The 21815-nt window shown below is 65.3% G+C and carries 21 protein-coding genes; 7 read left to right on the top strand and 14 right to left on the bottom strand.

What is annotated here, in order from left to right:
- Nucleotides 1–54: 54 nt before the first annotated feature.
- Entirely contained in the window at nt 55–756 is a 702-nt protein-coding gene (locus AC07Y9_RS15580) for a response regulator (RefSeq protein ID WP_009044166.1), read from the top strand.
- 4 nt (nt 757–760) lie between these two features.
- Complete coding sequence (locus AC07Y9_RS15575) at nt 761–2062, top strand: ATP-binding protein (protein ID WP_087090643.1); 1302 nt, start codon at nt 761–763, stop codon at nt 2060–2062.
- Between the two features lie 65 nt (nt 2063–2127).
- Here AC07Y9_RS15575 and pncA read toward each other — a convergent pair whose 3' ends face one another.
- Nucleotides 2128–2790, bottom strand: coding sequence for a bifunctional nicotinamidase/pyrazinamidase (gene pncA, locus AC07Y9_RS15570; RefSeq protein ID WP_053261447.1), 663 nt, complete (start codon nt 2788–2790; stop codon nt 2128–2130).
- A gap of 78 nt (nt 2791–2868) precedes the next feature.
- The gene (locus AC07Y9_RS15565) at nt 2869–3129 is read right to left on the bottom strand and encodes a hypothetical protein (protein ID WP_102690462.1); all 261 of its coding nucleotides are present in this window, start codon (nt 3127–3129) and stop codon (nt 2869–2871) included.
- Nucleotides 3130–3274: 145 nt separating this feature from the next.
- Between AC07Y9_RS15565 and AC07Y9_RS15560 the strand changes: the two genes are divergently transcribed.
- From AC07Y9_RS15560 to nudC, 3 genes are all read left to right on the top strand, one after another.
- Nucleotides 3275–4057, top strand: a complete 783-nt coding sequence (locus tag AC07Y9_RS15560) for a class I SAM-dependent methyltransferase (RefSeq protein WP_007926533.1) — start codon at nt 3275–3277, stop codon at nt 4055–4057.
- 279 nt (nt 4058–4336) lie between these two features.
- Complete coding sequence (locus AC07Y9_RS15555) at nt 4337–5149, top strand: crotonase/enoyl-CoA hydratase family protein (protein ID WP_102680379.1); 813 nt, start codon at nt 4337–4339, stop codon at nt 5147–5149.
- Between the two features lie 6 nt (nt 5150–5155).
- A complete protein-coding gene (gene nudC / locus AC07Y9_RS15550; protein ID WP_009049279.1) occupies nt 5156–5986 on the top strand; it encodes an NAD(+) diphosphatase in 831 nt (276 codons plus the stop codon).
- Nucleotides 5987–6071: 85 nt separating this feature from the next.
- On the opposite strand, the gene AC07Y9_RS15545 is transcribed toward nudC, so the two are convergent.
- Nucleotides 6072–6851 carry a TSUP family transporter gene (locus tag AC07Y9_RS15545; protein WP_009044159.1) on the bottom strand — a complete coding sequence of 260 codons (780 nt, stop codon included), beginning with the start codon at nt 6849–6851 and terminating at the stop codon, nt 6072–6074.
- A 138-nt stretch (nt 6852–6989) separates the two neighbouring features.
- A complete protein-coding gene (locus tag AC07Y9_RS15540) occupies nt 6990–8228 on the bottom strand; it encodes an acyl-CoA dehydrogenase family protein (RefSeq protein ID WP_102680378.1) in 1239 nt (412 codons plus the stop codon).
- A gap of 374 nt (nt 8229–8602) precedes the next feature.
- Between AC07Y9_RS15540 and sfnG the strand changes: the two genes are divergently transcribed.
- Nucleotides 8603–9697: a dimethylsulfone monooxygenase SfnG gene (gene sfnG / locus AC07Y9_RS15535; protein WP_102680377.1), complete on the top strand. Its 1095-nt coding sequence runs from the start codon at nt 8603–8605 to the stop codon at nt 9695–9697.
- A gap of 108 nt (nt 9698–9805) precedes the next feature.
- Here the strand turns inward: sfnG and AC07Y9_RS15530 are convergent, their stop codons facing one another.
- Nucleotides 9806–10285, bottom strand: a complete 480-nt coding sequence (locus AC07Y9_RS15530; RefSeq protein WP_053261441.1) for a nuclear transport factor 2 family protein — start codon at nt 10283–10285, stop codon at nt 9806–9808.
- A 54-nt stretch (nt 10286–10339) separates the two neighbouring features.
- On the bottom strand, nt 10340–10918 hold the full coding sequence (locus AC07Y9_RS15525; protein WP_102680376.1) for a TetR/AcrR family transcriptional regulator: 579 nt from the start codon (nt 10916–10918) through the stop codon (nt 10340–10342).
- Nucleotides 10919–11124: 206 nt separating this feature from the next.
- Between AC07Y9_RS15525 and pssA the strand changes: the two genes are divergently transcribed.
- Nucleotides 11125–12468, top strand: coding sequence for a CDP-diacylglycerol--serine O-phosphatidyltransferase (gene pssA / locus AC07Y9_RS15520; protein ID WP_102680375.1), 1344 nt, complete (start codon nt 11125–11127; stop codon nt 12466–12468).
- A gap of 228 nt (nt 12469–12696) precedes the next feature.
- Here pssA and AC07Y9_RS15515 read toward each other — a convergent pair whose 3' ends face one another.
- The 8 genes from AC07Y9_RS15515 to AC07Y9_RS15480 form a co-directional block, all read right to left on the bottom strand.
- Nucleotides 12697–13896, bottom strand: coding sequence for an MFS transporter (locus tag AC07Y9_RS15515; RefSeq protein WP_102680374.1), 1200 nt, complete (start codon nt 13894–13896; stop codon nt 12697–12699).
- Between the two features lie 260 nt (nt 13897–14156).
- The gene (efeO, locus tag AC07Y9_RS15510) at nt 14157–14981 is read right to left on the bottom strand and encodes an iron uptake system protein EfeO (RefSeq protein WP_102680373.1); all 825 of its coding nucleotides are present in this window, start codon (nt 14979–14981) and stop codon (nt 14157–14159) included.
- A 29-nt stretch (nt 14982–15010) separates the two neighbouring features.
- Complete coding sequence (efeB, locus tag AC07Y9_RS15505; RefSeq protein WP_102680372.1) at nt 15011–16333, bottom strand: iron uptake transporter deferrochelatase/peroxidase subunit; 1323 nt, start codon at nt 16331–16333, stop codon at nt 15011–15013.
- 18 nt (nt 16334–16351) lie between these two features.
- Entirely contained in the window at nt 16352–17551 is a 1200-nt protein-coding gene (gene efeO / locus AC07Y9_RS15500; protein WP_102680371.1) for an iron uptake system protein EfeO, read from the bottom strand.
- 9 nt (nt 17552–17560) lie between these two features.
- Nucleotides 17561–18403, bottom strand: coding sequence for an iron uptake transporter permease EfeU (gene efeU, locus AC07Y9_RS15495; RefSeq protein ID WP_102680370.1), 843 nt, complete (start codon nt 18401–18403; stop codon nt 17561–17563).
- 257 nt (nt 18404–18660) lie between these two features.
- Nucleotides 18661–19566: an AraC family transcriptional regulator gene (locus tag AC07Y9_RS15490; RefSeq protein WP_053261601.1), complete on the bottom strand. Its 906-nt coding sequence runs from the start codon at nt 19564–19566 to the stop codon at nt 18661–18663.
- A gap of 222 nt (nt 19567–19788) precedes the next feature.
- Entirely contained in the window at nt 19789–21081 is a 1293-nt protein-coding gene (locus tag AC07Y9_RS15485) for a glycosyltransferase (protein ID WP_102680369.1), read from the bottom strand.
- 129 nt (nt 21082–21210) lie between these two features.
- A complete protein-coding gene (locus AC07Y9_RS15480; protein ID WP_087090671.1) occupies nt 21211–21570 on the bottom strand; it encodes a response regulator in 360 nt (119 codons plus the stop codon).
- Between the last annotated feature and the right edge of the window lie 245 nt (nt 21571–21815).

Genomic DNA, 21815 nt, shown 5'->3' with positions numbered 1-21815 from the left:
CATTCTAAGGAACGTTGTCGCTGTGTTTTTATTCACTCAAAGACTTCAATCCCCATGCCCAACATCCTTCTGGTCGAAGACGACTCCGCGCTCTCCGAACTGATCGCCAGTTACCTGGAGCGCAACGGCTATCAGGTCAATGTCATCAGCCGCGGCGACCAGGTGCGCGAACGGGCGCGGGTCAACCCGCCGGACCTGGTGATTCTCGACCTGATGTTGCCCGGCCTGGACGGCCTGCAGGTCTGCCGCCTGCTGCGGGCCGATTCGGCGTCGCTGCCGATCCTGATGCTGACCGCCCGTGATGATAGCCATGATCAGGTGCTGGGTCTGGAAATGGGCGCCGACGATTATGTGACAAAGCCTTGCGAGCCGCGGGTGCTGCTGGCGCGAGTGCGCACCTTGTTGCGCCGCAGCAGCCTCGGCGAGCCGCAGACCGCCAGCGACCGGATCCTCATGGGCAACCTGTGCATCGACCTGTCGGAGCGCACCGTGAGCTGGCGCGACCAGTTGGTGGAGCTGTCCAGCGGCGAATACAACCTGCTGGTGGTGCTGGCCCGGCATGCCGGCGAGGTGCTGAGCCGCGACCAGATCCTGCAACGCCTGCGGGGCATCGAGTTCAACGGCACCGACCGCTCGGTGGACGTGGCGATTTCCAAGCTGCGGCGCAAGTTCGACGACCATGCCGGCGAGGCGCGCAAGATCAAGACCGTGTGGGGCAAGGGTTACTTGTTCAGCCGTTCCGAATGGGAATGCTGAGTCGATGCTGAGAATCCTGATTCGCCTGTACCTGGTGACCATCGTCTCGTTCAGCGCGGCAATCTACCTGGTGCCGGAGCTGGTGGTGAAGGTCTTCCACGAGCGTTTCGTCACTTACAACCTGGATTATTCCCGGGGCCTGCAGACCCTGATCGTCAAGCAGTTTCGCGGCGTGCCCTCAGAGCAGTGGCCGGCCCTGGCCGCGGAAATGGACCAGGAATTCCAGCCGCTGCACATCGTCCTGACCCGCAACGATGACGCCGATTTCACCCTGTACGAGCGCGAACGCCTGCAACGCGGCGAGAACGTGGTGCGGGTCGGCGACTGGGGCTGGCGCACCCTCGCGGTGGCGCCGCTGGACGAGCAGATGGCAGTGCAGATGGTGGTGCCGCCGGACCCGATCGACGTCAGCCTGCTGTACTGGAGCATCAACGTGCTGATCGGCGCGACCATGCTCGCCTGCCTGTTGCTCTGGCTGCGGCCGCACTGGCGCGACCTGGAGCGGCTGAAGCACGCCGCCGAGCGTTTCGGCAAGGGCCATTTGAGCGAGCGCACGCAGATTTCCGCAAGCTCCAACATCGGCAGCCTGGCCAATGTCTTCGATACCATGGCCGGCGACATCGAGAACCTGCTGAACCAGCAACGCGACCTGCTCAACGCGGTGTCCCACGAGCTGCGCACGCCCTTGACCCGGCTCGACTTCGGCCTGGCGCTGGCGCTCTCCGACGACCTGCCGGCCACCAGCCGCGAGCGCCTGCAAGGGCTGGTGGCGCATATTCGCGAGCTGGACGAACTGGTGCTCGAGCTGCTGTCCTACAGCCGTCTGCAGATCCCGGCGCAGTTGCCGGAGCAGGTCGAGGTGTCGCTGGACGAGTTCATCGACAGCATCCTCGGCAGCGTCGACGACGAGTTGGAATCCCCGGACATCGTCATCGATGTACTGCTGCACGGCAGCCTGGAGCGCTTCAGCCTCGACCCGCGGCTGACCGCTCGGGCGATCCAGAACCTGCTGCGCAACGCCACGCGCTATTGCGAAAAGCGTATCCAGGTGGGGGTGCACGTCAGCGAGCGCGGCTGTGAAATCTGGGTCGACGACGATGGCATCGGCATTCCCGACGACGAGCGCGAGCGGGTGTTCGAACCCTTTTACCGCCTGGACCGCAGCCGCGATCGCGCCACTGGCGGCTTCGGCCTCGGCCTGGCCATCAGCCGCCGGGCCCTGGAAGCCCAGGGCGGGACCCTGACCGTCGAAGCCTCACCGCTGGGCGGCGCGCGTTTCCGCCTGTGGCTGCCGATGCCGGCCTGAGCCTTGCCGGGCACCTCCGGCGACGGGGAATGCCCGGCACACCGGCGTTTAGGGAAGGTGTTGCATCAGCACAATGCGGTCGGCTGCAGCTCGCTGGCCTTGATCAGGTTCACCCCCGCCGCGCGCATCTGCCGGGTGGCCTTGTCCAGCGAGCCGTCCATGTCGATGGCCCGGCAGGCGTCGACGATCACGAAGGTATTGAACCCCGCCGCCCGCGCATCCAGCGCCGACCAGGCCACGCAATAGTCCAGGGCCAGCCCCACCAGATACACCGTGTCGATGCCGCGCTGGCTCAGGTAGCCGGCCAGGCCGGTCGTGGTGCTGCGGTCCGCCTCGACGAAGGCCGAGTAACTGTCGATATCCGGATTGCAGCCCTTGCGCAGGATCAACTGGGCGTGGGGCAGGTTGAGCTTGGGGTGCAGTTCGGCGCCACGGCTGGCCTGCACGCAATGGTCCGGCCAGAGCACCTGCGGACCATAGGGCAATTGGATGATGTCGTTCGGTGCGTGGCCGTCGTGGCTGGAGGCGAACGAGATATGCCCGGCCGGGTGCCAGTCCTGGGCGATCACCACCTGCTTGAAGTGGCTGCCCAGGCGATTGATCAAGGGCACGATCTGGTCGCCTCCGGGCACGGCCAGCGCGCCACCGGGGATGAAGTCGTTCTGTACGTCGATGACCAGCAGCGCCTTGCGTGAGCGACGGCTGCTGGCAGTTTTGGCAGTAGGCATGTGCAAGCTCCCTGGGTTGAGCAATGAGTCCATTCTCCCAGAGCATAGCGTGCCCGTTCCATGGCGCCGTTCCGCCGGTCAGGGCGTGGGAATCGACTGACCTCGGGTCTTGCCGCCAGCGGCGATGGCCTCTTCGTAGCGGTCATTGGGGAGCAGGCCACTGGCCTGGTCGGTGCGGTCGGCGTCCGGTAGCCGGGTGGTGCGCTGGCTGACGCAGCGCTGGTTCTTGCTGTCCCAGACCTGGCCGTCCGGGCAGTTGGCGGCGACCGCCAGCAAGGTCGTCAGCAGGCTGCCGGCGAGCAGCAGCGGGGCGCCGAAGGCGAGGGGAGGGAGGTTCATCGCGCGGTCTCCATGCGGATAGCGGTCCCTCCATTAAAGGTCCATCGCCCTGGCCGCGCTGCCCAAACTGACAGATTTTTCATGCCGTCAGTCGCCTGGGCGGGGCTATGCTGGGCAGCACTGGCCAATGATCTGGAGCCGACCGATGAAAGACCCGCAACCTGCGATCCATCATGCTGCTGCCGACGGCTACAAGGGCGCGGCCGACACCTACGTGCGTGGCCGCCCGGACTACCCGCCGGCACTGGACCAGTGGCTGCGCACAAGCCTGGGCTTGCAGGCCGGCCAGGTGGCGGTCGATCTCGGCGCCGGCACCGGCAAGTTCACCGGGCGCCTGCTGGCCACCGGGGCGCGGGTGATTGCCGTGGAGCCAGTGGCGCAGATGCGCGCCAGGCTCGCCGCCAGCTACCCCCAGGCCGAAGCCCTGAGCGGCACCGCCACTGCTATTGCGCTGGCCGACGAATCGGTGGACGCCGTGGTCTGCGCCCAGGCCTTTCACTGGTTTGCCAGCCATGAAGCGTTGAGCGAAATCGCCCGGGTGCTCAAGCCGGGCGGCCGCCTGGGCCTGGTGTGGAACCTGCGCGATGCGCGGGTGCCGTGGGTGCAGCGCCTGGATCGGATCGTCAACGCCCTGCAAGGCGATACGCCGCGCTATTACACCGGGGCCTGGCGCCAGGCCTTTCCCCATCCGAGTTTCACGCCCTTGCAGGAGCAGCACTTTCGCAACAGCCACAGCGGCGCGCCGCAGAACGTGATTTTCGATCGGGTGCGCTCCACCAGCTTTATTGCGGCCTTGCCGGATGCGCAGAGGGCGGAGGTCGACCGGCAGATCGCCGCCTTGATCGCCGAAGAACCGGAGCTGCGGGATAAATGCGTGGTCAGCGTGCCTTACGAAACCGCGGCGTTCTGGGCCCACAAAATCCCGTGATCCGCCAATCCTCCTGCCCGCAACCCTCCTGTAGGAGCGAGCTTGCTCGCGATGAGCGCAAAGCGCTCGCCTTGCAGATCCCCCGTGTCACCTGTGAGTACGCGCGGGTCAGGAATTGAGCGCTACGCGCTCATCGCGAGCAAGCTCGCTCCTACATAGAGAATAGATAGGCCGTTGTGTGGCCAGTCCCGGTTTTGGCCGATGCGCTGCCTTACTGCGCGGCACAGGCCCTTGCTATAGTTCGGGCCTCATTTTTTTTGCCCGGTAAGGAGTGCTGCCATGTCCGAATATCAAGCCTTTCGCGTCGAACTTGCTGACAACATCGCCCATGTGCAGATCAACCGGCCGGAAAAGATCAACTCGATGAACGCCGCGTTCTGGAGCGAGATCATCGAGATCTTCCGCTGGATCGACGACACCGACGCGGTCCGCGTGGTGGTGCTGAGCGGCGCCGGCAAGCACTTTTCCTCGGGCATCGACCTGATGATGCTGGCGGGCGTGGCCAACGAACTGGGCAAGGACGTCGGGCGCAACGCGCGCCTGCTGCGGCGCAAGATCCTGCAGCTGCAGGCATCCTTCAATGCCGTCGACAACTGCCGCAAGCCGGTGCTGGCGGCGATCCAGGGTTACTGCCTGGGCGGCGCCATCGACCTGATCGCCGCCTGCGACATGCGCTACGCCGCCGCGGACGCGCAATTCTCGATCAAGGAAATCGATATCGGCATGGCCGCCGATGTCGGCACGTTGCAACGTTTGCCGCGTATCATCGGTGACGGCATGCTGCGCGAACTGGCTTACACTGGGCGCACCTTCGGCGCCGAGGAGGCAGGCAGCATCGGCCTGGTCAATCGCACCTACGCCGACAGCGAAAGCCTGCTCGATGGCGTGATGGGCATTGCCCGGGAAATCGCCAGCAAGTCGCCGATCGCCGTCAGCGGTACCAAGGAAATGATCGGCTACATGCGCGACCACCGCATCGACGACGGCCTGGAATACATCGCTACCTGGAACGCCGCCATGCTGCAATCCACCGACCTGCGCGTGGCCATGGCCGCCCATATGAGCAAACAGAAACCTGAATTTCTGGACTGATTGAACATGACTTCACGCTGGACCACCGCAGTACTGGATATCGACCTTCCCGGCGGCTGGGCCGTGGCCCGCGGCCCGCAGGGCTTTCTGTTCGACGACAACGGCGCGCTGTTCCCCCGCGAATGGCTCAAGCGCCAGGACCTGCCGATCCTCGCCGAGCACGGCATCGGCCACCTGGATGGCGAGCCGGTGTACCTGCTGGAGCTCAAGAGCGTTTCCGAGGTGCCGGGCTGCAACTGGAAAGGCCTGCGAGCGTTCATGCTCGACGGCGATCACACCCTGTACAAGGTCCTGGGCTATGCCGCGCAGATCGGCACCTGGGCCCGCGAGCACCGCTTCTGCGGCAACTGCGGCCAGCCCATGACCCAGGTGATGCGCGAGCGGGCGATGTACTGCGAGCCCTGCGACCTGCGCAGCTACCCGCGGATTTCGCCGAGCATGATCGTGCTGATCACTCGCGGCGACGAGGTGTTGCTGGCGCGGTCGCCGCGTTTCGTCCCCGGGGTCTACAGCACCCTGGCCGGGTTCGCCGAGCCGGGCGAGTCGGCCGAGGACTGCCTGGTGCGCGAGGTGCGCGAAGAGGTGCAGATCGAGGTCAAGAATATCCAGTACATCGGCAGCCAGTGCTGGCCGTTCCCGCATTCGATGATGCTGGGGTTTCATGCCGAGTACGCCGGCGGCGAGATCGTGCCGCAGGAAGACGAGATCGAGGATGCGCAGTGGTTCAACGTGCATGCGTTGCCGCCGCTGCCGGCGTCACGCTCGATTGCCCGTTACCTGATCGATCTGTATGTGGCCCGGCGCCTGGGCTTGGCGGAGCCTGTATTGCCGGGTTGAGCCCCGGCTGGACGCAAGCTGGAAGGAGCTGGAAACAAACAGCGCGGGCGAATCCGCTGGGTTCGCCCGCTGTCGTTTCAGTGGGTCAGACGGCGCTGAACCAGTGCTGCCAGGCCAGGCGCACGGTCAGGCCCAGGACCACGGTGATGAACACCGGGCGAATGAATTTCGCGCCGCCGCTGATGGCGGTGCGGGCGCCGAAGAAGGCGCCGACCATCAGCGACAGGCCCATGCTCAGGCCGATGGCCCAATCCACCTGGCCGGAGAAAATGAAGATCGACAGCGCCGCCGCGTTGCTGACGAAGTTCATGCTGCGCGCCACGCCGCTGGCCTTGACCAGGTCGATGGGGTAGAGCAGCAGGCTGCTGACGGTCCAGAAGGCGCCCGTGCCGGGGCCGGCCACGCCGTCGTAGAAACCGAGGCTGAAGCCCTGGGTCGATTGCCACTTTTTCTTGATCGGCGCCTCGCTGTCCAGCGGCGCTTTCGGCGTGCCGCCGAACAGCAGGTACACGCCACAGGCGAAGACGATCACCGGCAGCATCTTGTTCAGCCATTCGGCCGGCAGGTAATGGGCCACCACTGCGCCGGTCAGCGCACCCACCAGGGTGCCGACGATGGCGTGGGTCCATTGCCGCGGGTGAAACAGCTTGCGCCGGTAGAAGGTGAAGCTGGCGGTGGCTGAGCCAAAGGTCGAACTCAGTTTGTTGGTGCCCAGCACCAGGTGCGGCGGCAGGCCGGCGGTGAGCAGCGCCGGGGTGGTGAGCAGGCCGCCGCCGCCGGCAATGGCGTCGATAAAGCCGGCAATGAAGGCGACGAGGGCCAGAATGGCGAGGGTGGTCAAATCTACGCTGAGTTCGAAAGGCATGGGATCGACTTATTTCGGCGGGGCGCAGAAGAGCTGCGCGAAAGGTCGGTATCTTACCCATAACCTTTCACGACCGCGACCGTCCCCATTCTGTAGGAGCGGCCGGTCGACGCTCCTACGTTGAGGGCGGTGAGGCTGTTATTGGCGCTGCGGCCCGTTGCCGATCTGCCACACGAACGGCGGTTCGCTGCCATTGATCAGCCAATCGCCGACGATGCGTGCCTTGTAGATCACCGGGTTGTGCGACGACAGGGTACGGGCGTTGCGCCAGTGACGGTCGAGGGCCTTGCCCTGGCGGATATCCGAAGCGCCCAGGGCATTGAACAGCTCGCTGGTGGCGCGCTGAATCAGTTCGGTGACCACCACCTGGGCCGTGGCCGACTGGATTTCCGCGGCGACATTGGCTGCCCGCTCTGCCTCGTCATTCCCGGCAAAACGTGCCAGGTACGCCTGCTGCGCCGGTTCCGCCGCGCGCACCGCGCTGGCCTCGGCGGCATACACCAGGGCCGAGATTTCCCCGACCACTTGCTGCACCTGGGCATCTTCGCTGGCCCGGGGCGCGTTGCCGTGGCTGTAGATGCGCTTGCGCGCGCGCACCTCGTGAGCCACATCGCGCACCGCGGCACGGCCGACGCCCGCCAGTGTCGCCAGCAGCACCAATTGATAGAACGCGGTCTGGTATTTGAAGCGGGTGGCGAAGTCGATAAGGTTCTCGGCCTCCACCTCGGCATCGACAAAGCGCGAGGTGCCGCTGCCCGTGGTGCGCTGGCCGAAGCCGTCCCAGTCGTCGCTCTGCACGATGCCCGGCTGGCGGGTGCGCACCGCGGCGATCACGTCGCCACCGGTATCGCTGCGCCGGGCGTAGACATCGATCCAGTCGGAGAAAATGCTCCCGGTGCTGTAGAACTTCTCGCCGTTGAGCCGCCACTTGTCGCCGGCCGGCGAGACCTGGGTGATCACCTCGCCAATGGCCACGCTGCCGATTTCGGTCCAGGCGCAACCGACGATGTCGCCCTCGACGAAACGCTTGAACCACAGGTCCCGTGCCGGCCCCGGGGCAGCGTTGAGGCGGTCCTCGGCAAAGGCGAAATGCCCGCGCAAGGCTTGCGGCACGTTGGAGTCGGCCTCGGCCAGTTCGATCAGCAACTGGAACAACTGCGGCAGGGAGGCGCCGCCGCCACCGTATTCCACCGGCACCCGCACCGCGCCAAAACCGGCCTCCTTGAGCCACCCGATCGCCTCGTACGGCAGGCTGCGCGATTGCTCGCGCTCCACCGCGCTGGCGGCGATCCGCTTGAAGATCGGGCGGAAGCGCCCGGCCAGGGCTTCGTAGTCGACGCCTACGGACAATGGATTGATCACCTGGTGTTCGGTCATGGGCACAGCTCCTTGAGTCGGCAGTGAAAGCGTGGTTTGCGCGGACGGGATTGCACGGTCCGTGCCGGGAGGCGGGTGGCTGTAATCAGCGGGCCGGGCGCAGGGCGGCTGGTTGGCAACTGTTGCCCAGCCAACAGCGCATCAACAAATCGACCTGTTCAGGCGGGTTCGACGGTCTACCTGTAGCCGCTGCCGCAGGCTGCGAAAAGGCCCGAAGGGCCTTCCTGCGTCGGTACAGGCAGCGTCTGCTGCGCAGCCGATCGCAGCCGATCGCAGCCTGCGGCAGCGGCTACAGGGGCGCGTGGCCCTGGAGTTTTCCGGCTGGCACGGTTGCTGCTCTGTTCCCCGGACACTTCAGTCGCGAGGACACGCCAATGAGTCAGCAAGCCGTCAAATTTGCCTACTGGGTACCGAACGTCAGCGGCGGGCTGGTGGTCAGCAAGATCGAGCAGCGCACCGACTGGGGCATCGATTACAACCGCAAGCTGGCGCAGCTAGCCGAGGCCGCCGGTTTCGAATACGCCCTGACCCAGATCCGCTTCACCGCCGGCTACGGCGCCGAGTTCCAGCATGAGTCCGTGGCGTTCAGCCATGCGCTGCTGGCCGCCACCGACAAGCTCAAGGTGATCGCGGCGATCCTGCCCGGCCCCTGGCAACCGGCGCTGGCGGCCAAGCAGCTGGCGACCATCGACCAGCTGACTAATGGCCGGATCGCGGTGAACATCGTCAGCGGCTGGTTCAAGGGCGAATTCCAGGCCATCGGCGAACACTGGCTGGAGCACGACGAGCGTTATCGGCGTTCCGAAGAATTCATCCGTTCCCTCAAGGGCATCTGGAACCAGGACAACTTCAGCTTCCGTGGCGACTTCTATCGTTTCGACAACTACAGCCTCAAGCCCAAGCCGCTGGGCCAGCCGGAGGTGTTCCAGGGCGGCAGTTCCCGCGCCGCGCGGGACATGGCGGCACGCGTCTCCGACTGGTATTTCACCAACGGCAACACGCCGGAAGGCATCAAGGCCCAGGTCGACGACATCCGCGCCAAGGCCGCGGCGAACAAGCATTCGGTGAAGGTCGGGGTCAATGCCTTCGTGATTGCCCGCGACACCGAGGAGGAAGCACACGCGGTGCTGGCCGAGATCATCGACCAGGCCGATCCGGAAGCGGTGAACGCCTTTGGCGACGCGGCGAAACAGGCGGGCAAGGCCTCGCCGGAAGGCGAGGGCAACTGGGCCAAATCCACCTTCGAGGACTTGGTGCAGTACAACGACGGGTTCAAGACCAACCTGATCGGCACGCCGCAGCAGATCGCCGAGCGCATCGTCGCCTTGAAGGCCGTGGGCGTGGACCTGGTGCTGGCGGGGTTCCTGCATTTCCAGGAAGAGGTGGAGTACTTCGGCAAGCGGGTGTTGCCACTGGTGCGCGAGCTGGAAGCCAAGGCGGCGCTGAAGCGCGAGGATGCCGCGGCTTGAGGTGGACTGTAGGAGCGAAGCTTGCTCGCGATAGCGGTTTAGCGGACACACCGCGTCGCCAGCATCGCGCGCAATCGAGCGTCGACCGGCCGCTCCTACAGAAGAAGATTACAGGCCCAGGTCAGACAGCCCCGGATGGTCATCCGGGCGCCGGCCCAGCGGCCAGTGGAACTTGCGCTCGCTTTCCTTGATCGGCATGTCGTTGATGCAGGCGTAGCGGTTGGCCATCAGGCCGTGCTCGTCGAACTCCCAGTTCTCGTTGCCGTAGGAGCGGAACCAGTTGCCCGAGTCGTCGTGCCATTCGTAGGCGTAACGCACGGCGATGCGGTTGTCGGTAAAGGCCCAGAGTTCCTTGATCAGGCGATAGTCCAGCTCCTTGGCCCATTTGCGGGTCAAAAACCCCTTGGCTTCTTCACGGTTGTGGGCGAACTCGGCGCGGTTACGCCATTGGGTGTCCAGGGTGTAGGCCAGGGACACCCGCTGCGGGTCGCGGGAGTTCCAACCGTCTTCGGCCAGGCGGACCTTTTCAATGGCCGATTCGCGGGTGAAAGGGGGAAGTGGCGGACGAACTTCAGCGTTAGATGACATTTAAAGTCTCCAATGAAAGTTGAGGTTCAGCAGTGTCGAACTTGTTTTAAACGATTACAGGTCCAATAACTTTCGCGCCATGCATTGCGCATTATCGGCGGCACTGCGATCACCCATCACAAGTGCAACGGTAATGGCGCCGTCAATCAGGATCAGCAACTGTCTGGCTTGCTCCTCCGGATCTTCGGTGCCGGGTTTTTCCGAGGCGTGTTCCTTGCAGAGCTCGAACACGTAGTCGAACAGTTTCTGTTTGTGCGCCCTGGCCACCACCCGTACCGGGTCCTGCGGGTCGCCGGTCTCGCCGCTGGTATTGATGAAGGCGCAGCCGCGAAAGTCCTCCGAGGCGAACCAGCCGCCCAGCACCGTGAACAGGTTGAGCAGGCGCGCGGCCGGCGTTGGGGCCTTGCCGACCTCGCTGGTGAACCAGTGCATCCAGCGCAGGTCGCGGCGTTGCAGGGCGGCCACCACCAGTTCGTCCTTGGTGGTGAAGTAGCGGTAGATGCTCTTTCTGGAGACGCCGGCGGTCTTCACCAGAAGATCCATGCCCGTGGCGGCGATGCCACTTTTATAGATCAACTTTTCGGTGACATCCAGAATGATGTCGCGTGTGTCGTTGCTAGTGATTTCGTTCATGTGGCGTACAGTAGAACGATCGTTCTCCTTGGTCAATAAGTTATTTTCGATCGATGAATTTATTGTCGCGACCCATCCCGTCACCCGCGCTTGCGCGGCAGGCGCGAGAGGGCAGGCGACAAATCTTCACAGCGCCCCGCAAGACCCGGGCCGGCACCTTGGTGTAAGCTCTTGCGCTCTTTTGGATTCGACCTTCTGCGAGCCCTATGCCGTCGCTTTTCAAACGTTCCCTGCTGCCCAAATTGCGCAGCTTCCCGCTGGCTGCCGATGACCTGTCCATCCTCAATGGCGCCGCCGAATTCCGCCGTTGCCTGCTGGAGAAGATCGCCCAGGCCACCCGGCGCATCTATATCGTCGCGCTGTACCTGCAACAGGACGAGGCCGGCCAGGAAATTCTCGATGCCTTGCACGCCGCCAAGGCCGCGCGTCCGGAGCTGGACGTGGTGGTCGTGGTCGACTGGCTGCGCGCCCAGCGCGGGCTGATCGGCGCCGGCAAGCAGCCGGGCAACTCGGCCTGGTACCAGGAAATGACCCGCACCCACGAAAGCGTAGTGCCGGTGTACGGCGTGCCGGTGCAGACCCGCGAGCTGTTCGGCGTGCTGCACCTGAAGGGGTTCGTGATCGACGATTGCGTGATCTACAGCGGCGCCAGCCTGAACAACGTGTACCTGCACAAGTTCGACAAATACCGCTTCGACCGCTACCACCTGCTGCACAACCGTGACCTGGCCGACTCCATGCAGCACCTGGTCCAGCATGGCCTGGTGGCGTCGCGGGCGGTGCATCGCCTGGACCTGCCGAACTTGCCAACCACCCGCAGCCTGCGCAATGACATCGGCGACCTGCGCAGCCGCCTCAAGCACGCGGCCTACGACACCAGTGCCGGCGGGGTGCTCAAGGACCAGTTGTCGGTCAGCCCGCTGCTCGGGGTGGGCAAGAACAACCCGCTGAGCCGGGTCATCTGCGAACTGATCGCCAGCGCCCAGCAACAGCTGACGATCTGCACGCCGTACTTCAACCTGCCGCTGGCGGTGACCCGGGAAATCAACCGCGCCCTGGCGCGCGGGGTGAAGATCGACATCATCGTCGGCGACAAGACCGCCAACGACTTCTACATTCCGCCGAGCGAGCCGTTCAAGGTCATCGCCGCGCTGCCTTATCTGTACGAGATCAGCCTGCGACGCTTCGCCAAGCGGCATCAGAAAGCCATCGATAGCGGCCGCCTGAACCTGCACCTGTGGCGCGACGGCGACAACACCTACCACCTCAAGGGCATGTGGGTGGACCAGCGCTACACCTTGCTCACCGGCAACAACCTCAACCCGCGGGCCTTCCGCCTCGACCTGGAAAACGCCTTGCTGCTCGACGACCCCAAGGGCGAGTTGCTGGAACCGCGGCGCCAGGAGCTGGAAACGATCTTCCGCCACACCCGGCGCATCGAGCACTTCCAGCGCCTGGAAACCCTGGTGGACTACCCGGCGGCCGTCGGCAAGTTCCTGCGCCGGGTCAGCCGGGTGCGCATCGAGCGGTTGCTCTACCGCATCCTCTGAGGTCCACGGCGAACGATCCACGATGGGTTCGTTCTTGCTGGCCCTGAAGCCCCTGCGAGGCTTATCGCAGCCTTCGGCAGCGGCTACACGAAGCCGGGTCCCGCCTGTAGCCGCTGCCGAGCCTGCGAGGCTGCGATAAGGCCCGCAAGGCCTTCGTCTTGAGATCGCCGCGCCTCTTCGGGACGTATGCAGCCTGCGGCAGTGGCTACAGCTGTATCAGCGGCCGGATCAGCTGGGGCTTTTCGCCGCCGGCCAGACCGCCACCAACAGCAGCAACAGCGTGGCAATCAGGTAGGGCAGGCGCGGTTCGACGGCGTAGATCAGCGAGCCGGCCAACGGGCCGATCACCACGCCGAATCCCTGGGCCGCGCCAATCGAACCAGCAGTGGCGCCTTGTTCCGAGGCATCCACGGCGTTGGCCGCCAGGGCAGAGAAGGACGGGAAGATCGCGCCCATGCCCGCCGCCGAGACGAAGAACCCCAGCCACAGTCCCCAGGCGGTCTCCACCAGCATGCAGCCGGCAAAACCGCTGGCGGCCAGCAGCGCGCCGGCGCGGATCATCCGCAGCGGTGGCCATTCGAGTTTGCGCACCACCAGTTGCGAGCAGATCAGCGCCACGCCGACCATGGCCAGGGCGATGCCGGCGGCCTGGGCGGCGTCGGCGCTGTCCAGGCCCAGGCGGTCGAGGGCGTAGAAGCTCACGGTGATCTGCGCGATAGACACACAGAGCATGGCGACGAAGGCCACCGCCATCGGCCGGCGCAGCCGCGGGTCGCTCAGGCGTACCGAGCGCGGCGCCTGCTTGAGGTGCAGTTCCTGGCGCGGCAGCTTGTACAGCAGCACCAGGAACGCCGCCAGCGGCAGCACGGCCATGGCGTACAGCGGCAGGCTCAGGCTGACCCGGGCGAGCAGCGCGGCCACGGCCGGCCCCAGCACCAGGCCGACGGCGTTGGCGGCGCCCAGGGTGGCCATGGCGCGGGCCCGATGCTCGGGTTCGACGTTGTCGGCAATCAGGGCAAAGCCGCCCACCGGGATGGCCGCGTAGAACACCCCGATCAGGCCGCGCCCGAGCATCAGGCCGATAAAGGCCAGCCACATGCCCGGCAGCAGGTGCAGCGAGACATCGATAAACAGGCACAGCGCCCAGTAGGCGAGGGTGAAGCCGGCCGTGCCGAGCAGCAGCACCCGACGGCGCCCGAAGCGGTCGCTGGCCTGGCCCCAGGGGCGTGCCAGGAGCATCCAGATCACCCCGGAGACGGTCACCGCCGCGCCGGCCTGCCAGGTGGCCAGGCCGAGCACGCGCACGATCGGGCCGATCAACGAGACGAAGGCCATCATCGACATGGTGCAGGCCATGTAGGCGAGCATCAGCGGTAGCAGTTTGAACGGCGCGGCGGTCTGCGGCGGTTGGGCCGTGGCAGTGGACATGCAGGGTCTTCCATGAAAGTCGGGAGTGCGCGGGACGTTATAGACAAAACGCGCCCGCGCCCAGGGTTATTGGCGCAGGTGATGGTAGCCCAGCAGGGCAGGTGACGGGGCGAGTCATCGGCACGCCGGCCGGACGCTTGTCTGTAGGAGCGAAGCTTGCTCGCGATAGCCGCGCAGCGGCGGTCGTCAAATTTCACCGCGTTGTCCTGGCGGGTTTATCGCGAGCAAGTTTCGCTCCTACGCAAGATCGGGCCCGGAGATCAGTCCAGCCCCAGCTTGCCGCGCAGGGTCGAGAGGTCTTCGGCCAGGGTATTGACCGGGCCCACCAGCGCCTTGCGGTCGTTGTCCTTGACCTTGTCGTAGGTCTCGAAGCCGCCGTCGGCGGTTTTGTACTTGGCCAGGATCTTGTTCACCGTGGCGAAGTTCTTGTCGACCTTGGCGACGAAGGCCGGGTCTTGCTGCTCGATCTGCGCACGGAACAGGTCGACGATTTTCTTCGCTCCGTCGATGTTGCCCTGGAAGTCGTAGAGGTCGGTGTGGCTGTAGCGGTCTTCCTCGCCGGAGACCTTGGTCGCGGCCACTTCCTCGAGCAGGGCGGCGGCGCCACCGACGACTTTTTCCGGTGGGAAGGTCAGGCCGGCGACGCGGGCCTGCAGGTCCTTGACGTCCTTGTTCAGACGGTCGGCCAGCGCGTCCAGGCCCTGGGTGGAGTTCTGGGCGAACAGCGAATACTCGATGCGGTGGAAGCCGGTGAAGTCCTCGGCCTCGACACCTTGTTCGTGGTCGTCGACCCGCGAGTCGATGGCCGCGTCGAGGTCGCTGAACAGTTCGGCAATCGGCTCGATCGACTCGTAGTACACCCGGGTCGGTGCGTAGAGTTTTTTAGCCGTAGCCAAATCACCTCTCTTCACCGCGTCGGTAAAAGCCTGGGTGTGGCTGGCCAGTTCGTCGAGCTGCTCGGTGACGTAGATCTTGTAGTCGGAAATCGGTCCCACCAGTTCCAGCGGCGAGGTGGCGGCAACCGCCGACAGCGGAACATGCAGCAAGCCAAGGGTCAGCAACACAGCAAGGGGCGACTTTTTCATGGGACGTTTCCGTGGGGGATGGAGGGTGGTCAGGCACGGGTTTTCGCTTGGGTGGCCTCGAGCAGCGTGCGCCCGAGGAAGTCCTGCTCGCCGCTGACGCCGGGCAGGCTGAAGAAATAACCGCCGCCCACCGGCTTGAGGTATTCCTCCAGGGGCTCGCCGTTGAGGCGGGTCTGCACCGCGATGAAGCCATGCTCCAGGTCGGCCTGGTAGCAGATGAACAGCAGGCCCATGTCCAGTTGGCCGTTCTTGTTCACCCCATTGGAGTAGTTGAACGGCCGGCGCAGGATCAGGTTGCGCTGGGTCTCGGCGGTGCGTGGGTTGGCCAGGCGGATGTGGGCGTCGAGCTTGGTCAGCTGGCCGTGCGGGTCCTTGCGGTAGTCCGGCACCTGGTGTTCCTGCTGGCCGTCCATGGGCGCGCCCGAGGCCTTGACCCGGCCGATGATGCTTTGCTGTTCCTGCAAGGGCGTGCGGTCCCAGCGTTCGACGAAGTTGCGGATGATGCGCACCGCCTGATAGCTGCCATGGGCGGCCCAGGCCGGTTCGTCGCTGCCGGGCTGGACCCAGACGATCCGTTCCATGGCCTTGCGGTCGTTGGAGTCAGGGTTGGCCGAGCCGTCGCGAAAACCCAGGAAGTTGCGCGCACTCTGCGCCGGCTCGCCAGGACGCGCCGGGGCCTGGGGCGGCACGCTGCCTTCCTGCTTCCAGCGCACCAGCAGCAGGTCCGGCAGGTTTTTTACGATGTCGCGCAGCGCGTGGATATTGGTGTCGGTGGTGTTGGCGCAGAACTGCAGGCTCAGGTCGCCGTGGCAGCAGTCGGGTTCCAGCGCATCGTTGGGGAAGCCGACCATGCGTATCAGGCGCTTGGGCTTGGCTGCGGCCAGGCCGAAGCGCTCGTCGAACAGCGAGGCGCCCACCGAGACGGTGATGGTCAGGTTGTCCGGGGTCACCACCGGGCCGAGGATGCCCGAGTCCAGCGGCGGCAGTTTCGGATCAACTTGACGTACCGGGCCGCCGGTCATCAGGAAGCGGATGCGCTGGTCGAGGGTGCGCAGCAGTCGCTCCAGGTCCTCGCGGTCGCTGGCCAGCACGTCGAACGCCACCAGCATGCCGGCCGCCGGGCGCGGGGTGACGATGCCGCTTTGATGCTGGCCGTGGAAGTCGTGGCGGTCCTGGGTCTGGTCGCTGCTCGGTGCTTGCGTGACCTGGGCGGCGGCTTTCCCGGTCTGGGCTGCTAGCGCCGGGCAGCTCAGGCTGCTGCCGGCCAGAGCCACACCGGCGGCGCCCATGCCCAGCAGCACGCGACGGCGTTGGGCGGAGAAATCTGGATTGGAAGCGTCTGAATCGTTCATCGGGCGGAGGTCTTCTGCTTACAGGCCGGAGAGGCCAAGGACGGGATCGATTCCATCGAGTGCATCGGCCAGAGCCTTGGCCTGGTCGGCGATCCGCTTGCGCTGATCGGCGCCGACACTGTCGTAGGAGGCATAGCCCTCGGTGCTGCGCAAGGCGCTGTACTGGCTGTCGAGGGCGCCGAGGGCGCTGTCGATCTGCGCCAGCAACGGGGCGGCGGGCTTGGCCAGCAAGGGTCGCAGCAGGTCGACGACCTTGCGCGTGGTCTCCAGGTTGGCGGCAAAGCCGTTGAGGTCGCTGTGGCTGTAGCGTTCTTCCTCGCCGCTGCCGGCGCGCACCTCGGCGATGCTGCGCTGGGTGCGCGCGACCAGGCTGACCAGTTGCTCCGGTGGCAGCGACTGGGCCAGCAGTTGTTGCTTGAGTGTGGTGACATCGCTGAGCAGGCGCTGGGCGATCGGCGCCAGGCGACTCAGGTCGCGTTGCTGGAACAGCGCGTATTCGAGGCGGTGGAAGCCGACGAAAGCGGGGTCCTGCTCGCGTTTTTCGAAGTAGTCGGCGCGGGCGTTGATGCTGTTGTCCAGCTCGCCCAGGCGCTGGGCGGCCGGAGCAAGACGCTGGTAGGCCGCGCGCGCCGGCAGGTACAAGGCCTGGGCCTGGGCCAGGTCGCCGGCCTGGATGGCGTGCTCCAGCTCGCTCACGGCCTTGATCAGTGCTGTGCCTTGGCTGCTCAGGTAGACCCGGAACTCTGACAGCGGGCCGATAAAGGCGACCATCGACGGCCGGGCCTTGGCCTGGGCGTCGGACTCGGCGGTCGGGGTCACATGCAGGGTGCCGCGCGGGTTGCTCAGCAGGCCGCAGGTGATGGCGTAGTCGCCGGGCTGCAGCCTGGCGTTGATCACCTGGCTCAGGCCCGGCGCGATGTTTTCCCGTTCTTCGACCACCAGCACGCCGTCGAGGATTTCCCATTCCACAGCGCGGTCCGAGCGGTTGACGATACGAAAGCTCGCTGGCCCGGCCGGCACGCTCAGGGCGTTCGGCTCGCAGCTGTGGGGGTGGATGGTCACGGTGATTTCGTCCTGGTGCGCCTGGCGCTTGCTGGCGGCCAGCTGCGAGGCGTAATAGAACAGCCCGCCGGCGGCGATCATCACCATCACGGAGCCCGCGAGTGCCCAGCGCAGGACGCTCGGTGCCGGGGGCTGTGGGGAGGCTTGCTGGGTCATGGAAAGGCCTTACTGGCTGGAAACGGAAGACGATGGGCTGGCGGTGGGTGCCGCGCCGGGCATGAAGAACAGCACCAGGGTCACCAGCAGGTAGATCAGATAGGCGCCCAGGGTGCTGACGGTCGGCGCGTCCTGGTAACCGAACATGCCGGCCAGCACCGAGCCCAGCGGGCCGTCCATCGGCAGGCTGGCACTGAAGTCGAACAGCACGCCCTGCAGGTGGTTCCAGACCCCGGCTTCATGCAGGGCCTGCACCGAGTTGGCGAGGATGCCGGCGGCCACCACCAGGATGAACAGGCCGGTCCAGCGGAAGAACGCGCTGAGGTTCAGGCGCATGCTGCCGCTGTAGATCAGCCAGCCGACGACGATCGCCAGTACCAGGCCGAGCAGGGCGCCGATGGGCGCGGCGGGGCCTTGGCTCTGCTGGAACACCGCGAGGAGGAAGAACACGGTTTCTAGGCCTTCGCGGGCCACGGCGAAGAACACCATGGCGATCAGCGCCGCGACCTGGTGCCGGGAGCCGGTCAGCGCCTGGTCCAGCGAGGCTTGCAGGGAATGCTTGAGCGAACGCGCGACCTTGCGCATCCAGAACACCATGGAACTGAGGATACCCACGGCCACCAGGCCGACGATGCCTTCGAAGAGTTCCTGCTGCTTTTGCGGAAACTCGGCGCTCATCAGCTCCAGGCCGCCACCCACCAGCAGCGCCAGGGCCGCGGCGAGAAACACGCCGATCCACACGGCCGGCATCCACTGGCCGCGCCCTGTCTGTTGCAGGTAACTGGCGATGATGCCAACGATGAGCGCGGCTTCGATCCCTTCGCGCAGCATGATCAGAAATGGAACGAGCATTCAGCACCGGCGGGGAGATAGATAGGGAGCTAAGTTGTAACATAATGATACGTATTCACAAATGGCTATGATTGCTATTTGCTGAACGTGAGCTGAACGGAGCGCGTTTCGCGGGGCGCGTGTTTGTGTCTGTAGGAGCGAGCGGGCGGCGATCCGACTTACCCGCGATAGCCACGCCGCACAATGCCTGACACACCGCAGTGCCTGCATCGCGGGCAAGCCTCGCTCCTACGAAGGGGGCGGCGGTGTTTGTGGGGTCAGGCCAGGTTCTGTTCGGTCAGGCGCTGCACGGCCAGGCGCCGGTAGTGGGAAGGGGTCATGCCCTTGAGTTGCTGGAAGCGCCGGTTGAAGTTGGAAATGTTGTTGAAGCCGGACTCGAAGCACACGTCGGTCACTGGCTTGTCGCCGTCGGCCAGCAATTCGCAGGATTTGCTGATGCGCAGGCGGTTGACGAACTCGACGAAGCAGCGGCCGGTGGCCTGCTTGAACACCCGGGAGAAGTAGGTGGGTTTCATGCCCAGGTAGTCGGCGACTTCCTCCAGCGGCAGTTCGCGGGCGTAGTGGGCGAAGATGTAGTCCACCGCGCGGTTGGTGCGGTCGACGTTGTGCTCGTCGGCCAGTTGCACGTTGGTGGCGCCGGACAGCAACTGGTAATCGTCACAGGCGGCCAGCAGTTCCAGCAGGATGAAAAAGTGCCCGAGGCGGGTGATGCCGCTGGAATCGGCGATGCGCTGCATCAGGTCCATGGCCTGGGCGATGGTGCGCTTGCAGCGAAACTCGATGCCGTACTGCGCGCGCTCCAGCAGCGGCGTCAGGCTCTTGAGTTCGGCGAACACCTGATAGCCGCTTTCGAACAGCTCGTCGGTGAAGTTCACCAGCATGTCGCGCTTGGCCACCACTTCGTCCTCGGCCACCTGGCTGATCCAGTTGTGGGGCAGGTTGGGACCGGTGAGGAACAGCGATTCGGGGTGGAAGTTGCCGATGTAGTCGCCGATGAACACCTTGCCGGAGCTGGCGACGATCAGGTGCAGCTCGTATTCCTTGTGGAAGTGCCAGCGCACCAGGGGGCAGGGGAAGCCATGCTGGCGATAGATGATCGACAGACCGTTATGGTCGTCCATCAATTCGTAGGAAGGGTCGGTGACTCTCGCTGATCGGCTCATGGCGCTGCGCTTTTTATCGTTGTTGCGCCCGATCATGCCTCCTTCAAACCCTCAGCACCAGCGCCGGAGCATATCCCTGTAGCCGCTGGCGCAGCCTGCGATAAGGTCCGCAGGACCTTCAGGGCCCGCAAGAGCGGCGCCCCCTTCGGGGTCGATCGCAGCCTGCGGCAGCGGCTACAGGGTCGGGTGTCGCCTGGGCGTCCGGGGATCGGCGGGCGTGCCTCAGGCCAGGCGGTTTTTCGCTTCGATCCACTGCGCCATGTACTGGGTGCTCTTGTGGTGATGGTGACGCAGCATGCCGCCGGTGAAGTTGTCGCGACGCAGCTGCGCCAGGTTCGCCCGGCAGTGCTGCAGGCGCTCGATCAGGGCCGGGCCGTGGACCTGTTGCCGATAGCGCGCAAGCAACAGTTGGCGCCCCTGTTCCTGGGCCGCGCTCCACAGCGCCTGGTCCTGGTACAGGCGCACCGCCGCCGCGGCGATGGCGCTGGCCGACTCGGCCACCGCTCCCGGCCAGGGCGCGTCACCGTGCATGGCTTCGGCGCCGACCGGGGTGGTGACGCTCGGCGTGCCACAGAGCATGGCGTCCAGCAGCTTGCCCTTGATGCCCGCGCCGAAGCGCAGCGGCGCCAGGCAGATCCGCGCGGCGGACATGACTTGCAAGGCATCCTCGGCCCAGTTCATCACCTGGAAACCCTGGGCCGGGTTGTGCAGGGCCGCGGCCTTGGGCGGGGTGTAGGCGCCATAGAGATGCAACTGCGCGCCCGGCAGCTGCTGGCGGATCAGCGGCCACACGGTGTTCTTCATCCACAGCACCGCGTCCCAGTTCGGCGCGTGGCGGAAGTTGCCGATGCTCAGGAAGTGCGCCCGCTCGGCGAAGGGCACATAGCTGTGCGGCATGTGCTCGGGCATCAGCGGGCACCAGTGCAGCAAGGCCGGCGGCAAACCGAATTGCCCGACCAGCAGCTCGATCTCGAACTCGGAGATCATCAGGCTCAGGTCGCAGCGGTACAGCGCGGCGATTTCGCGCCGGGCCTGGTCGGTGTCGGCCATGGCGGCGAACTCCTGCGCGGCGGCGGGGGCGAACAGGGCGCTGAAGTCATCGTTGTCGTCGCTGGCCTTGAGGCGCTCCTTGAGGCGCTGATGGCGGGCGTGGCGCAGGCTCTGCAGGTCGGAGGTCTCGAGCACGCGCAGCGCGCCGGGGCACTGCTGCTCGACGCGCCAGCCGAACTGTTCCTCCATCATGAACTGGTCGAACAGCACGATGTCCGGCGCCAGTTCGGCGATGAAACGGTCGAAGCTGCTGTTATTCAGTTCGATCGGGCACTCGCGGATGCCCAAGGCGCTCAGGTCTTCCTTGTGCTCGCCGGGGTTGGCCGGGCTGCTGAAGGTGATGTCCCAGCCTTGCCCGAGCAAGACCTGGAGGATCTGCATCAGGTGCCCGCTGGCCGCCGATGAGCGGGGTTCGGGCCAGACGTAACCAATGACCAGGACTTTGGTGGCGGCGGTCGGACTCATGAGTGGGTATTCCTGAAAAGCGCGGGGGTGTCTGCGGGGGGCGCCATTAAACCACAACAGGGCGCTGGCGCGGCCGCCCTGGCGCCCATGGCCGAGGCGCTCGTCGGGTCGGCGCGGGTTACCGAGGGTTCAGCCGAGGATGGCGCGGACCTTGTCGCGCAACTGGTCGATGGAGAAGGGCTTGCCGATCACCGCCATGCCGGCGGGCACCTCGATGTTTTCCGCGTAGCCGCTGGCGAACAGCACCGGCAACTCCGGGCGCAAGGCGCGGGCGCTGGCCGCCAGTTCCTTGCCGTCCATGCCGGGCAGGCCGACGTCGGTCATCATCAGGTCGATCCGCAGCGCACTGTCCTGCAACCGGGCCAGCGCCTCTTCGCTGCCCGCGGCCTCCAGCACCTTGAATTCCAGCTCCTCCAGCACATCGACAATCAGCATGCGCACGATGGCATCGTCTTCGACGACCAGGATGGTGGAATCGGTGGGGGACATGGCAAGGCTCTCGAAAAAATGGAAAAAAAAGACGGCAGCGGAAAAAAGTGCTTGTCTCTTGCATCAGTAAATAGCGCGCAATGACAAGTTCCCGAAGCTGTACAAAAAGGTAATCCTGTACAAGCTGTGCCAGAATAACCTGTCTGATCGAGGGCGGGCAGTGCAGGATGAAAAATTGCCACCGAGCTTGTCGCAAGCATAGATACGCTGCCCTCCTTTGGGGCAAACTCCATGGTTTTTGACCC

The sequence above is a fragment of the Pseudomonas sp. GW456-L12 genome, from assembly GCF_059424045.1.
This window is presented reverse-complemented; position numbering and strand designations above follow the sequence as displayed.